The 15127-nt window shown below is 42.9% G+C and carries 11 protein-coding genes and 1 tRNA gene; 6 read left to right on the top strand and 6 right to left on the bottom strand.

What is annotated here, in order from left to right:
- The first annotated feature begins 168 nt into the window (after positions 1 to 168).
- Both D0C36_RS14550 and D0C36_RS14545 read left to right on the top strand, forming a co-directional pair.
- Entirely contained in the window at positions 169 to 1716 is a 1548-nt protein-coding gene (locus D0C36_RS14550; RefSeq protein WP_117392342.1) for a DHA2 family efflux MFS transporter permease subunit, read from the top strand.
- 59 nt (positions 1717 to 1775) lie between these two features.
- On the top strand, positions 1776 to 2396 hold the full coding sequence (locus tag D0C36_RS14545) for a TetR/AcrR family transcriptional regulator (RefSeq protein WP_117392341.1): 621 nt from the start codon (positions 1776 to 1778) through the stop codon (positions 2394 to 2396).
- Positions 2397 to 2432: 36 nt separating this feature from the next.
- On the opposite strand, the gene D0C36_RS14540 is transcribed toward D0C36_RS14545, so the two are convergent.
- The 3 genes from D0C36_RS14540 to metG form a co-directional block, all read right to left on the bottom strand.
- Positions 2433 to 2504: transfer RNA gene (locus D0C36_RS14540), tRNA-Arg, on the bottom strand.
- Positions 2505 to 2558: 54 nt separating this feature from the next.
- Positions 2559 to 3410 carry a hypothetical protein gene (locus D0C36_RS14535; protein ID WP_117392340.1) on the bottom strand — a complete coding sequence of 284 codons (852 nt, stop codon included), beginning with the start codon at positions 3408 to 3410 and terminating at the stop codon, positions 2559 to 2561.
- Positions 3411 to 3485: 75 nt separating this feature from the next.
- The gene (gene metG, locus D0C36_RS14530) at positions 3486 to 5552 is read right to left on the bottom strand and encodes a methionine--tRNA ligase (RefSeq protein WP_117392339.1); all 2067 of its coding nucleotides are present in this window, start codon (positions 5550 to 5552) and stop codon (positions 3486 to 3488) included.
- 130 nt (positions 5553 to 5682) lie between these two features.
- On the opposite strand from metG, the gene D0C36_RS14525 reads away from it, so the two are divergent.
- Positions 5683 to 6597: a S66 peptidase family protein gene (locus D0C36_RS14525; RefSeq protein ID WP_117392338.1), complete on the top strand. Its 915-nt coding sequence runs from the start codon at positions 5683 to 5685 to the stop codon at positions 6595 to 6597.
- A gap of 18 nt (positions 6598 to 6615) precedes the next feature.
- A complete protein-coding gene (locus D0C36_RS14520; RefSeq protein ID WP_117392337.1) occupies positions 6616 to 7023 on the top strand; it encodes a DoxX family protein in 408 nt (135 codons plus the stop codon).
- Positions 7024 to 7109: 86 nt separating this feature from the next.
- Here the strand turns inward: D0C36_RS14520 and D0C36_RS14515 are convergent, their stop codons facing one another.
- The 3 genes from D0C36_RS14515 to D0C36_RS14505 are packed head-to-tail and all read right to left on the bottom strand — an operon-like array spanning position 7110 to position 12899.
- Positions 7110 to 8135: a DUF1735 domain-containing protein gene (locus D0C36_RS14515; protein WP_158557117.1), complete on the bottom strand. Its 1026-nt coding sequence runs from the start codon at positions 8133 to 8135 to the stop codon at positions 7110 to 7112.
- Positions 8136 to 8169: 34 nt separating this feature from the next.
- Positions 8170 to 9609 carry a SusD/RagB family nutrient-binding outer membrane lipoprotein gene (locus D0C36_RS14510; protein ID WP_117392335.1) on the bottom strand — a complete coding sequence of 480 codons (1440 nt, stop codon included), beginning with the start codon at positions 9607 to 9609 and terminating at the stop codon, positions 8170 to 8172.
- A 35-nt stretch (positions 9610 to 9644) separates the two neighbouring features.
- Complete coding sequence (locus D0C36_RS14505) at positions 9645 to 12899, bottom strand: SusC/RagA family TonB-linked outer membrane protein (protein WP_117392334.1); 3255 nt, start codon at positions 12897 to 12899, stop codon at positions 9645 to 9647.
- 184 nt (positions 12900 to 13083) lie between these two features.
- Here D0C36_RS14505 and D0C36_RS14500 point away from each other — a divergent pair, with 184 nt between their 5' ends.
- Both D0C36_RS14500 and D0C36_RS14495 read left to right on the top strand, forming a co-directional pair.
- Positions 13084 to 13425, top strand: a complete 342-nt coding sequence (locus D0C36_RS14500; RefSeq protein ID WP_117392333.1) for a PadR family transcriptional regulator — start codon at positions 13084 to 13086, stop codon at positions 13423 to 13425.
- A 19-nt stretch (positions 13426 to 13444) separates the two neighbouring features.
- On the top strand, positions 13445 to 15097 hold the full coding sequence (locus tag D0C36_RS14495) for a PspC domain-containing protein (protein WP_117392332.1): 1653 nt from the start codon (positions 13445 to 13447) through the stop codon (positions 15095 to 15097).
- Positions 15098 to 15127 lie beyond the last annotated feature (30 nt).

Raw genomic sequence — 15127 nt, 5'->3', positions numbered from 1 at the left:
ACACGACAGAGGCAAAAAAACTTCTCGAAGTGAGTCAATTGAAATTTAAATAAAAAGCTTCGTCGGATAATGCTGGGTCATCTTCATGTCAAAAAACCAAACAAACATTTTAAACAAATGTTTTAATCAATCGATTGAATAATTTTGTGGCGTAATATTTTATACATCATGGCAGAAACCGGATTTAGAAAATGGGTTATTACGGCAACTGTTGTTGTAGCATCCCTTTTAGAACTAATTGATACCACTATCGTAAATGTATCTATCCCGCAGATACAGGGAAACCTTGGCGCTACTATAACTGATACCGCATGGGTGGTAACCGGTTATAGTGTAGCAAACGTTATTATTTTGCCTATGTCGGGCTGGTTGAGCAGTTTTTTTGGGCGCAAAAATTACTTCCTTGTGTCGATCATTGTGTTTACCATCGCCTCGTTTTTATGCGGTAATTCAACCGGCCTTACCGAGCTGGTTTGTTTCAGGATACTGCAGGGACTGGCAGGTGGCGGCTTGTTATCTACAGCGCAGGCTATTTTATTAGAGACCTGGCCGGCAGAGCAGGTTGGTACAGCAACAGCGATCTTTGGGCTGGGCGCAGTATTTGGCCCTACCGTTGGCCCTACCATTGGCGGGTATATTAATGATCATGCATCATGGCAGTGGATCTTTTATGTAAATATACCTGTAGGATGCTTAGCCATAGCCGGAACGCTGTTATATATACGGCCCACCCAGCCTACCGGCAAAGACAAACCAATTGACTGGTGGGGAATTGTGTTGTTAGCAACAGCAGTAGGCAGTTTGCAAACCATCCTGGAAAAAGGTGAAGATGAAGACTGGTTCTCAAAAACTTATATCATCATACTAACCGTTACCGCCATACTGGGCACCCTGTTGTTTATATGGCGGGAGTTGAGCACCGATCATCCCATTGTCAATTTCAAAATAATGCGGCACCGGAGTTTTTCAATGGGTATGTTCACATCGCTTATCCTGGGCCTGGGCTTGTATGGGTCTAATTATGTATTCCCGTTATTTACGCAGAGTCTCCTGGGTTTCTCTGCGCAGCAAAGCGGCGAGATCCTGTTCCCCGGCGGGATATTTACCGTACTGTGTATGCCGTTTGTCGGCATCATGCTCAACAAAGGTGTACCGGCACAATTTATGGCAGTTACGGGGCTTATCTTATTCTATATATGTTCTATGATGCTCACCCATTCTACCTTAGCATCAGGGGCAGATGATTTCTTTTGGCCGCTGGCCATACGCGGGATCGGGTTGGCTTTACTTTTTGTGCCCTTAACCACACTGGCTATCGGCGGCCTTCGCGGGCAAGAGATCGGCCAGGGCGCTGGCTTAAATAATATGATGCGCCAGCTGGGTGGCTCATTTGGTATTGCAGGGCTAAACACTTTGATACATATCAGGCAGGCGGTTCATCGCAATAACCTGCTGGTTAACATCAATGTGTACAACAACAATTTTGTTGAAAGGCTAAATGGACTTATCCGCGGGTTTCAGGCAAAAGGCCGGTCGGTTTTTGATGCTACGCAGATGGCGTATGCAAGTATAGAGCGTTCGGTACAAAAGCAAAGCCTGCTGCTGAGTTATATCGATGCTTACTGGATAGTGGGTATCGTAATGCTTTGCACCATCCCTCTGGTTTTTCTACAGCCATTTGTTAAAGGCCAAAAAGCCGTGGCCGATACGCATTAAGCTCTACCGGGATTTATTTGTAAAGCTTTTTATAGCTTTACAAATAAATCCTGAGAAATATGGCTTTTGATGCCGAAGGTTCAACCGAAGAAAAAATAAAAGACGCCGCCCGGAAGATCTTTACCAAAAAGGGATTCCTGGCTACTACTATACGTGACATTGCTGCTGAGGCTGGTATAAACCTGGCATCTGTGAATTATTATTTCAGAAGCAAGGAGAAGCTTTTTGAATCTATAATGGATGAAACCATCAGCAAATTGTTTAACCAGATAGAGCCTGTTTTAAATGATAAGGGCAAATCTATTGAGGAGAAGCTCGAGATCTGTGTGGCCTATTATATCGATAATATGCTGCAAAACCCCGACTTTGTTTTTTTTACCGTTGGCGAAATTATGAGCGGCCGTGTTGATAACCCCGGCATGATAGCTAAAATAAGGTCACTGGAACAATCTCATTTTGCACAACAGCTTAAAGACCTGCATGCCGAAAATAAAATTGATTTCCATCCTATAAACCTGCTTTGGAACATCACCAGCATGGTATTTTTCCCATTTCTAACTCGCCCCCGCCTGCTGGAATCGGGCTATTTTAATTCTGAAGAATTTGCAGAATTAATGCAGGAACGAAAGAAATTGGTGCCTTTTTGGATAACACAGATGATCGAAACAAAAAAGCCTTAAATCTTTACGATTTAAGGCTTTGTACTTTTTCCTTTGTACCCCCGACGAGAATCGAACTCATATCTAAAGTTTAGGAAACTTCTATTCTATCCGTTGAACTACAGGGGCGGTTTTTTTGAGTATGCAAATTTGCACATTTTACCCGACCCTGCCAACAAAATTTTACTTGCTTTTGGCGTTCTGCGAATCGGCAACCGCACCCGCTGCCCCTATTGCAGCCACGGCCCCTGTTACGGCCATGGCTTTACCAAAACCGCTGGCTTTTGAACTGATAAAGTAATCGCCACGCTGGCGGTTAAATTCGCGTAGGTATCTCGGATCGCTGCCGGTGTTGAGTGTACGCGATACATAAAACTTGTCTTCGTACACAACAGGGATATTTTTACCATCGGCTACTGTATATGTAGTAAGGTAACTCCTGAAAGCAAGGGGCGAATTGCTTTCGTTAAAAAGTGCTGTATTTACTTTGGTCAATTTCACCGTGTCCGCAAAATTCTCAATCATCCTTATCTTATGGAAGGCTGTATCCGGCACTTGTATAAAGCCATTAGCAAGGCGTAGGGTTGTGTTAGTGCTTTGGGTGTGTGGCGGTAAAAAAGTAGTTGTTTTGGGCAGGTTTGCAGTAGCGTTTATACTGCCATTGGTATAAGTTGGGTTACTTATTACGCTGTTGTTATTGTTACCCCGGTAAGTGTAAGAATCGGCAGAGATGCTACCGTTCAGTTTAATATTATCGGGCACATAACTGATGGCCTTATCCCCTATTACCAGGGCCGATTTTTGCCAGTCGATGTACAGCGGCTCGTTCAATTTGTTGAACACGTTTACTGTTACAGGGGCATCAGCGCCATAAAACGAATAAGAAATACGTACCGAGTCATTCTCAAACTCGTAATTACCCGTTTGCTTGTTAGGTTCTTTACCTGTTGTACTGCTGATTACGTTGAGTTGATACTTGCTGCATGATGCTAAGATTGCACAGCAAGCCAAAGTGATGATAAGTGGGAGTCTCATGATAGTTTGGTTGTTATTATACAAACTGAGACTTAAATTTTTACCATGGGTTTAACCCATGGTAAAAATATTTTTCTAACGTATTACTGAGCCGTTATCCATGGCATAACCCGGTGCAACAAAGCTCAGCTTGCCTTCGGCGTCTTCGGCCATCAGGATCATCCCTTGCGACATAATGCCTTTTATCTCTCTTGGTTCAAGGTTTACCAGTATACTCACTTGCTTGCCGATGATCGCTTCAGGCTCATAATATTCGGCAATGCCGGATACTACAGTGCGTTGATCTATCCCTGTATCAATGGTTAGTTTAAGCAGCTTTTTGGTTTTGGCAACTTTCTCCGCAGTTAAAATGGTACCGGTACGGATATCCATCTTCACAAAATCATCAAACGATACGTTTGCTTTCGCCGGAGTAACTGGAGCTTTTTCTGCAGGCACAGCCGATGCGGCCTTTTTATCTGCCAGTTTTTGGATCTGCTTTTCAATGGCCTCGTCTTCTACTTTTTCAAATAACAGAAAATGAGGATTCAGCTGATGCCCGTTAGCGAACTCCACTTCCTGATCGAGGGCCATTGGCGCAATGTTTAGCATACCAAATATTTTATCGGCAGTACATGGTAAAAACGGCTGTAGACAGGTTGCTAAATGGGCCACTATTACCAATCCGTTATGTAATGCATTTTTTGCTGCGTCAGGATCTGTCTTAATTTTTTTCCATGGTTCCTGTTCTGTAAGATAACCATTACCCAAACGCGCCATATCCATAACATTTTGCAATGCCTGGCGGAAACGATAGCTTTCCAGATTTTTAGCTAACTCATCGTATAAATTACCCAGCTTCTCATTTACTTTGGCATCGGTTAATTTGATGTTACCATCGCCTTCTACCTTACCGCCATAAAACTTATGCATTAACGTCATTATACGGTTAACATAGTTACCTAAAATATCAGATAATTCGTTGTTAACACGTGCCTGGTAATCTTTCCAGGTAAATTCGCTGTCGCTGGTTTCAGGTAGTATTGATGTCAGTACATAACGCAGTTCATCCTGTTTACCGGGGAACTCTTCCAGATACTCGTGCAGCCAAACGGCATGGTTACGCGAGGTAGAAAGTTTATCGCCTTCTAAGTTCAGGAACTCGTTGGCAGGTACGTTTTGTGGCAATACATAGTCGCCATGCGCTTTAAGTATCGCCGGGAAAATAATACAGTGGAACACGATATTATCCTTGCCGATAAAGTGCAGCAGGCAGGTGTCATCAGCATCATCTGCTTGCTTTTTCCAGTATTGCTGCCAGTCTTTATTGTTATCGATAGCCCATTGTTTGGTGGCCGAGATATAACCTATAGGCGCATCCATCCAAACGTAAAGTTTTTTGCCTTTTGCTTCTTCAAGAGGTACGTCGATACCCCAATCCAGGTCGCGGGTCATGGAGCGCGGCTGCAGGCCCGATTTTAACCATGAGCGGCATTGGCCAAATACATTCACTTTCCACTCGCCTTCTTTCTCATCTATCCATTTCTCTAACCACGGTTGATACTTATCCAAAGGTAAATACCAGTGTTTAGTTGGTTTTAAAACCGGCGTTTTACCGCTAAGGGTTGATATAGGGCTGATTAGATCTGTAGGGTTCAGTGATGTACCGCAGTTCTCGCACTGGTCGCCGTAAGCGCGGTCGTTGCTGCAAACGGGGCAGGTACCGGTAATGTAACGATCTGCCAAAAACTGGTCGAAATCTTCATCGTAATATTGCTCAGAGAACTTCTCTACAAACTCGCCTTTCTCGTACAAGTTCAGGAAAAACTCCTGCGACAGGTCATGATGTATAGGCGATGATGTGCGGTGATAAATATCAAACGACATCCCAAAATCTTCAAAGCTCTGCTTTATCTGCGCGTGGTATTTATCAATAATAGCCTGCGGGGTAGTACCTTCCTTTTTTGCTTTTATGGTGATAGCGGCGCCATGCTCGTCAGATCCGCAGATGTACACTACATCCTTTTTCAAAAGGCGCAGGTATCGCACAAATATGTCGGCTGGCAGGTAAGCACCGGCAAGGTGGCCGATGTGCAGCGGGCCGTTAGCATAAGGCAGGGCAGAAGTAATAGTGAATCGTTTATATTTATTAAGTTGCGACATTCAACCGGGATGTTTTATTTAATTTGCAAAGATAGCTTTTTAACCGGTAAGTCGGGAAAGACCGAAAGTTCGTAAGACTTACCTACAATCTGTATCTGCCATTAAAAATCATTTGTAATCTTTCGGACTTATGCCGACTAATATACTTTCTCCCATCATACCACCCTATCTTAAAAGGGGCGACAAGGTAGCTATCACCTGCCCTGCCAAGAAGCTGCCCATACCTATGACGGATGCCGTAAACCTGCTTACCGGCTGGGGCCTCGAGGTAGTATTGGGCGATACTGTTTCTGCCAGCTACCACCAGTTTGCCGGCGATGATAATTTCCGCGCTGCAGATCTGCAGCGCTTTATTGACGACGATAGCATCAAAGCCATCTTTTGCGCCCGTGGTGGCTACGGCACCATCCGTATGATAGATAAAGTAGACTTTAGCAAGCTTCAGCAAAACCCGAAATGGTTCATCGGCTTTAGTGATATCACTTTGCTGCATTCGCATATCATCCAAAACCACGGCTTAGCCTGCATCCACGGGCAAATGCCACTCAACATACCTGATGCCTCTAAACACTCGTTAGAAACGCTCAGAACAGCTCTGTTTGGCGAAGAATTAAACTATGGTATCGAGCCCAACCCTTTAAATAGATTTGGTGATGCTACCGGCATCCTTATCGGCGGCAATCTTTCACTAATGGTAGCTGCAAATGGATCAATAAGCGATGTTGATTATGCTGGTAAGATACTTTTTCTGGAAGATGTAGGCGAATACCTCTACGCGGTTGACAGGATGTTGCGCTGCCTTAAACGCGCCGGTAAACTGAAAGACCTGGCAGGCCTCATTATAGGCGGCTTTACAGATATGAAAGACAACGACATCCCCTTTGGGCAAACGCTGGCGGAGATTGTGATAGATGTTGTTAAGGAATATAACTACCCGGTATGCTTTGATTTCCCGGCGGGGCATATGAGCAATAACTGCAGCCTTATCTTAGGGCAACAGGTAAACTTAGCCGTTACCGAAACTGAAGTAACAATTAAACACTAAATACATAAATTCTACTCTATGGCGTACTTAAGCAATTTGGGTAAGTATAAAGACTTTGGCTTACTCGTTACCCGTGTCGGCCTTGGCGCAATGTTCATTTATCATGGTTATCCAAAACTAATGGGCGGCCCGCATTTGTGGGAGCAGGTTGGTGCATCAACCAAATACGTAGGCATCAACTTTGCACCTGTATTTTGGGGCTTTATGGCTGCCGCCACCGAAACCCTGGGTGGGTTTCTGTTGATCATCGGCCTCGCTTTTCGTCCGGTTTGCCTACTGTTACTGGCAACCCTTATAGTAGCAACATTTAGCCATATTGGTGGTGGTGATGGCTTATCAGGCGCATCACATGCCATTGAGGATGCTGTTGTGTTTGCCGGTTTATTATTTATTGGCCCGGGTAAATATAGCGTTGATAAAAAATAAACGTTTTGTTTTCAGCAAAAAGTTAACCGCATTAAAAAAGCCGCTCATCAAATGATGAGCGGCTTTTTATATTATAATCGGGTTGATTATCTCTCGCCAATGTAAGTCCAGGTTTCATCCCAAACTGTACGGATGTTAGGTGGAGCAACCACAACGCTTGGTTGAAGCATACGGTATTTAATTTTTACCGTTTTTGCGCCTGCATCATAAGCGTTGGTACCGCTTGGGTCTAACTGAGCTGAACGGGTGTTACCTGCCGGTTGACCATAGTAGTTTGTAACAGCCACTACCTTATCAGTAGCCGGGTCAAACTCAACAACCAGGGCAAAGCTACCGTATTGGCTGTATGATGTACCAGATCTGATAGGAATGTAGTTACCACCGAAGAAGTAGTTATCATAAAGCTCACATTTAGTAGCAGAAATAGTACGTAACTCATATTCCATTGGAGCGCTAACACCGGTAGTGTTGCTTGCGCTTGATAAGAACTCGTTGATGTGGCCCAAAGTTGAGTTAGTAAAGTCCTGCATAGAACCATCAACTGAATACACACCATCATACTTGTTCTTTAAAGCGATAGCAGAGATGATAGTGTCTTTACCTGCTTTAGCAGTTAAACCGCCTGTATTTGACAATACGTAAGCTATCACATATTTTTTTGACGGGTCAAATTTAGAACCATCTACATTTAATATGTAGTTTTTAGCAAAATCACCGGCAGCAAAGTTAAAGGTAAGTGTATTACCGGCCTTAACTATAGAGGCATCTGTTTTTTGAGTGTACATGTTAGTTGGCAGCAACTCATAATCAGTACCATGCTCAGTGTTGTATTTAGTTATGTAAGCCTGGCCCAGGTCTGTTAAAACAAAAGTGTTTGCTTTGTTTAATGCGCCGTCGCTTGCCGCATCCTTACGAACAGAGAACATGTTGATCTCGTTGATCGTAGTGAACGGGCTAAAGAACTGGCTTCTTACTTTTCCCTCTGTAATCCTTACAAAGTCTTTTCCTTTACCTGCAGCTGAATCACCCTCGAATGAGTCTTTACGGCAGGCGCTGAAAAGCACCATTGCCGAGCACGCAAGCAACAGATATTTTGTTATGTTATTTTTCATTTTTGAATATCTAATTAATTTAAACATTTACTGGTTACTGTGCAGCACCGTCAGTTGCCCACCACACTTTAGCTTCCTGAACATCTTTACCACCCGGTATTTTTGCAACCGCTGCTTTATAGTTAACAGTGTTAGTTGTTGACTCTGAAGTAGCATACACGAAACGGTTAACGAACGCACCAACAGCATCAGGAGCAGGGGTAAGTACAGGGAAACCAGACTTACGATAAATATCCCAACCCATGTGGCCATTAGGATAAGAAGCTATCCATCTTTGAGTAGAAATCTTCTCGATGTCATTTGCGCCATTAGTTAAAACAACGCCACCTGATGTAAGATAGCCTGCGGGTAATGTTACGCCCCATTGCTCGAATGATAAGGTAATACCCCTATTGTAAGCAGTTGGATCAGTGGTTACCCATCCCAATTTGCTAGCTTCAGCAATTGCTAAAGTAACTTCAGCAGCGGTAACAATGTTAACAGTACCATCTTCTTTTCTAAGGTCGCCTCTTAGTATACGTGCCCAGTTAGTGTTAGCATCTGTAAATTTAATAACGTTATCACGTTTTAAACCGTAAGGCACGCCTACTGAAGATGTTGCTACGTTACCAGCCTGGTCAGACTCGCCACCGAAAGGGTTGATACGGCCATCACCAAGTGAACCCAATTTATCTGTCATGGTTTTGCTTTCACCATAGTCTTTACGACCGTCGTATACTGACCACCAACGGCTTTTGTAGTTACCACCCGGATACTTCAATTTCATGTTATCTGCATTGGTAGAAATGTAACCACCAGCCATAGCATTTTTAAATGCTGTAGCAGCAGGGCCAGCTGCAGTAGGGTATTTTTTAGACTCTTGTAAAGAAACTAACATAATAAGTGAGTTAGCTGCTTTTTTCCAAGCCGATGCATCACCGTTGAAAATGATATCACCAGGGATAGCTGAGTTATCTAACTCACCAGCAGCTGTAGCAAGAGTGCTAAGGATACCAGCGTAAATGTCTTTCTGATCATCGTATTTCGGTTTAATACCGTTAATACCTTTTAAAGCTTCAGAGTAAGGAACATCACCCCATGAATCGGTAACTGCCCAAAAAGTGTACTGCTGTAAGATCTTTGAAACAGCAATTTGGTTTTTTGTAGCGTTCTTATCATCGATGATACTTTGCAAGTCAAAAAGCACGCCGGTGTAATAACCAGTGAAATCAATTTGCGGCAGATTGTATAAAGACGTACCAGAGTACTGAGTCTCAGAAATATACTGAGAGTACTGGGCACCGTTGATTGACAACGTACCGTTTGATGAATAACCGGTTATAGCCAAACAAGAGTTTGTTAACAAAGCGTTTAAAAGCTTAGTATTAACCTGAGCCGGGTTGGTGTTTGCATCACCAAAGTCTGTCGGCTTGTTACATCCTACCACACCCAATGAGAATAGGGCCGTTAGGGCATATATATATCTTTTTTTCATTTTGTAATATCTTAAATTTGATTTTTTACCAGTTCTCAGAATCCTACCCTTAAGTTAAAACCAATTGCTCTTGTACCAGGTAACTGGCCGGTTTCACCGGTAACCGCAATAACCTGAGACGGATCAAAATCTTTAGTTTTTGCATATAGCAAGAACAAATCACGACCTACAACCTGGAACGATGCATTTTTGATGTATTTGCTTATACCCAGTTTTTGAACAGGGATACGGTAAGATACACCAAGCTCGCGAAGTTTGATGAAAGTAAGATCGTAGATATACGGATCGTAAGTTTTAACGTTGTTTAAGTTGTGGAAATAATCCTGTGCCTCAACATAGAAGCTAACCGGTTTACCATCTTTATCAACACCGGTTGTGTGTACACCACCACCATCAGCAACAGCATCACGAATTGGATTGCCTTTGTCGTTCAATACAGCAGTACGAGCAGTCAGACCGCTGAAAGAACCAAACGAGTTTGATAATGATACGAATTTACCACCAAACTGGTAGTCAAAGTTTGCGTTGATAGTGAAGTCTTTAAACACAGTGAAGCTGTTTTGCAAACCACCAGTGTGTCTTGGAACTGCGCTACCAAAATAAACGTTAGGGTCATTCTGATAGAAACCAGTTGCGCTTAGGATAGGCACACCTGCTGAGTTACGCAGGATACCGTTACCATAGATCTGGCCCCATTGTTTACCTTTCTCGTGTACTAAGTATGGCATATCAGTACCCCATACGTATTGGCCTGCAGGGATACGGGTGATATCGTATTTGTTGCTGATCTCAATAACTTTGTTATCAAGCAATCTTCCGTAAGTACCGCTGATGGTCCAGGTGAAGTTCTCAGAACGGAATGGCTGACCTGAAAGCGTGATATCTAAACCTTTTCTGGCAACTTTACCTACGTTAGTGTAGATTGAAGTGTAACCGCTTGCGCCGTTGATAGCGATAGATTGAGGGAAATCAACCTCGGTACCATCCCAGTAAGTAGCAGTGAAACCAAAACGATCGTTAAAGAAACGCATATCTAAACCAAACTCTTTCATGGTTACAACAGAACCTTTAAGAGCAGGGTCTATGTATTGGTCATTGATACCTTGTACAAGGTTGTTACCAAATTTAAATGCGCTAACACCATATAGAGCGCCCGGGTAGGTGTACGCACCAAAGGTTGTACCGTTACCGAATGCTTTAGGAGACTGACCCCATGTTGCTCTTACTTTACCATAGCTTAACCAGCTTGATTGGCTTTTCAGCAGATCGCTGAATACAAATGAACCACCAAATGATTTAGAAAGGATTGAAGGTTTTGAAGAAGGTAATACTGAGATCCAGTCGTTACGTAAAGTACCTTCTAAGAAAACTAAGCCTTTGTAACCAATGTTAGCATTACCATACAATGCACGGTATTGCTCGCGGATACGGCTGTTATTAACAGTAGCAGGGTCAACAGAGTTACCAATAGTAAACAGGTCATCAATTGATAAACCGTTATTTGTGTTAGCAGAGTTGTCTTTGTAAGTCCAGTTAAATACGTCAGTACCGGCGTTAGCTTTGATACTGAAATCTTTAATGGTTTTGTTATAGTTTAATACAAACTCCCAGTTCTCGCGGTTTGAGTAGGTTGTGCTGGTGTAGTAGTAACCTTTATTTCTTGCCTCGTTACCTTGAGTTTGGGTACCGCTGTAATTTAACTGAGAGCTATATTTTTGCTCTTCCCATGAGCCAACGTATGCTTTACGGTAAGTACCGCGCAAAGTAAGGTCATCAGTTATTTTGTAAGCTAAGCCAATGTTACCAAATAAACGATCGCGGTTAAAGAAATTCGCGTGTAAGTCTTGCGCAGTGTACGGGTTGTACCAGTAGTTAGCTGCGTAAAACTGACGTGGATCTGATGGATTGTATGCAGTTGGGTTCAAGTGGTTCCAGGTTGCATATGCACCATCAGGAGATTTTAAATAACGTAACTCTTGCAGGATGCCCATATCCAAATCGCGGTGGAACCACTGGTTGAATGAACCTGATGAGTTGTTTGAGTACGCGTCATTGATCTCACCGTTTAATTTGCTGTTAGTGTAGTTGATATTTGCACTTAAAGTCAATTTCTTGCTCAAATCAACAGAGGTGTTAAGCATGAAAGTGTTTTTCAACAAATAAGTAGTAGGGATCAAACCACGGGTGTATTGGTTACCGTAAGATACTTTAACGTTGTAGTTATCTGCAGCCTTGTTGAAAGAAACAGAGTTGTTTAAAGTAATACCTGTTTGGTAGAAATCACGCGCGTTATCCGGCTGCGGAGTCCATTTAGCAGTTGTGCCGGTGTATTTAGTACCAGGGTACCATGAGTACCATGGAATATACTCCTGACCTACCATTTTAGGGCCCCAGCTTGCGTCATCTGAATAATCCGGGTAGTATTTACCGCTCAGTGGTTTCCACTCTTCAGGATCGCCGGCTTTCCAGGTGTATTGCATAAAGTCAGCAGCTGCACCACCACCATAAACGTTTTGGTAGTTTGGAAGAATGTAAGGCACATCAAACTGAGTACCTAAGTTAAGGTCGATACCTAAACCGTCAGTTTTTCTTGCTTTTGCTAAAGTGATCAAGATTGCACCGTTAGCCGCTTGCGGACCAAACTGAGCAGAAGAAGCAGGACCCTGTAATACAGTTACCGACTCGATGTCATCGTTGTTGATATCATCAATGTTAGTAACGATAGTACCGTCAACTATGTAAATTGCGCCGTTACCTGTTCCAAAACCAGATGCACCACGAAGCCTAACCTCAGTTTGTCTGCCTAATGCACCAGCCGATTGGCTACGTACCTGCAAACCTGCAACTTTACCGGCAAGGGCGTTGTTAACGTTAGTTTGGCGTACAACGTTCAATTGAGCGCCACCTACCTGCTGTGCAGAACCAGATGATGTACGAGAGTTTTGTTTAACACCGAATGCACCGGTGATCACAACCTCAGTTAATTGAGCTGCGCTTGAAGTCATTGCAAGGTTTACCGTGCCATTCGCGCCAATAGGAGACTCAGCCGGTTGGAAACCAACGAAAGTGAACCTTAAAGCTTTTGCTGATGCAGGTACTTGCAGAGAGAATTTACCAGTTGCACTGGTTTGAGTACCAATAGAAGTTCCAGTTACTGTAACACTTACTCCGGGTAACGGCAAACCGTCATCCTTTGAAGTAACTGTACCAGTAATTGTACGATTTTGTGCATAAACCTGCGTTACAAACAACGACAGGAAACACAAACTTACTAGTAGAAGTTTTTTCATGTTGTTAATAATAAGATCAGTTAATAGTTAATTAGTCATAAAAGTAATGTACCGTTATGAATAAATCAAATTAAAATGTGAAAAAAGATGCTTTTTTATAAAAATTCATAAAAATTTAAGAAAAGTACAAAAAATACAGTACTATGTATTGCATAATACATTCCAAAACATATATCTTTGTATTATGATTGTTGAGAACACACAAACCCAAATGAGGAAAGGCATACTGGAGTATTGCATCCTTTCCATTATAGCTAAGGGTGAGATATATGCATCTGATATCATCGCCGAGTTAAAAAAAGCCCGGCTGCTGGTGGTTGAAGGTACTTTGTACCCCTTGTTAACCCGATTAAAGAATAACGGCTTACTCTCATACAATTGGGTGGAGAGCACATCCGGGCCCCCAAGAAAATATTATGTACTATCTGATGAAGGCCGTAAGGTGCTTGAACAATTAGATATTACCTGGCAGGAACTGGCCTTTGCTGTGCAAACGTCTATCGGCGACAGAAATAACCAACAATAACCTTTAACACCACCCAATCATGAATAAGACTATTATCATAAATATAAACGGCATCGTTTTCCATATAGAAGAGAATGCCTATGAGATATTAAAAAATTATATGACGGATGTGCAGCGCCACTTTATGGGCTCTGCTGACAGCCTTGAGATAACAACTGATATTGAGAACCGCATTGCAGAAATGTTTAACGAGATATTACTGCGCGAAGGCAAACAGGTAGTTATTGAGCAGGATGTAATAGCTGTAGTAGAACAAATGGGCTCTGTTGCCGATTTTGAAAGTGCCGAGGATGGTGATGCTCATACGGCAACCGCAGGCTTTGCATTCCCATCACAACCACGCCGCCTGTTCCGCGACCCGGATGACCACCTCGTGGCTGGTGTTTGTGCAGGCATTGCTAACTACTTTGACTTTAATGCCGTTTGGGTTCGTTTGCTGCTTGCCGTACTGGTAGCCTTTGGCGGAACGGGCGCTATATTATATATAATACTATGGATAGTGGTACCTAAAGCAAAAACCCGTGCCGACAGAATGGCCATGAAAGGCCAGCGCCTTAACCTGCAGGGTTTTAAAACCAATTTTGAGGAAGAAATGAGCGGCCTGCGCAGCAACCTGTCCAACTTTAGCGATGAGGCCCGCCCCTTTGTTTACAAAACCCGCGATTTTGCAGGCGATTTCTTTCAACACTTCGGCACCTTTTTAGGCGGAGCAGGTAAGGTTATATTTAAAGCTATTGCCGTATGTGTATTGTTGGCATGCTTTGGTTGTATAATTGCCGTTATTGGTACCGTGGTTGCCGCTCTTGCCACCGGCCACTCAGGCATTTACCACATGTTTCCGTTCAGTTTAGCTAACGAGCGCATCAATAACATATTCCTGATATGTGCAGTGTTAATGTTGATCATCCCGTTACTGGCGATCATTTTAGGTGTATTAACCTTCGTGTTCAACACAAAAGGTATTGGCCGTGCTACGGCATCTACTTTGTTAATGTGCTGGATAGTTTCTATCAGTGTTGTAATATATTACGCAGTTAAAATAGCAAGCGACTTTAAATCAGGCGCCAGCTACAGCAAAACCATTAACGTTGCACCAACATCAGATAACACGTTTCACCTTAAGCTAAATCAAACCAAATTTTTAACTGCAGAGGATAGTGCCCGTTACGATATCAAAGATTTTAAAAACGGTGTAATACTTGATAATAATGAGGACGACCTGGACTCTCCAAACTCATCTGCATATTTAAATATAGAACGAAGCGAAGTAGCACAACCTGTATTGGTTGAAGAGTTTAGCTCGCGTGGTGGCGACTATCAGGATGCATTGAATAATGCCCGCGCCATAACCTATCATTTTGAGCAAACCGGAAACGTTTTGAAGTTTAACCGCCGCTTTAATAAAGATGTTAACCGCAGCTGGCGCGGCCAGGAAGTAAGGCTGACTTTAAAAGTACCTTTGAACACCAAACTTGTTATTGATGATGATATCAACAGCATGATAAACGGTATCAACGTGTATGATTGCAAACAGGATAACAAACAGGAAAATGCATCATTTGCCAATTTCCTGATGACCGATAATGGCCTGCAATGCAAAATAGATACGCTTGTAACGCCAAACCAAGTGCTAAAAACCGACAGCGTTAAAGCTGATACCGCAAAAAAATGAGGCCCTTTGTAAAATATGTAAGCCTGCTGC

This window comes from Mucilaginibacter conchicola, assembly GCF_003432115.1.
GTDB classification, from domain to species: domain Bacteria; phylum Bacteroidota; class Bacteroidia; order Sphingobacteriales; family Sphingobacteriaceae; genus Mucilaginibacter; species Mucilaginibacter conchicola.
This window is presented reverse-complemented; position numbering and strand designations above follow the sequence as displayed.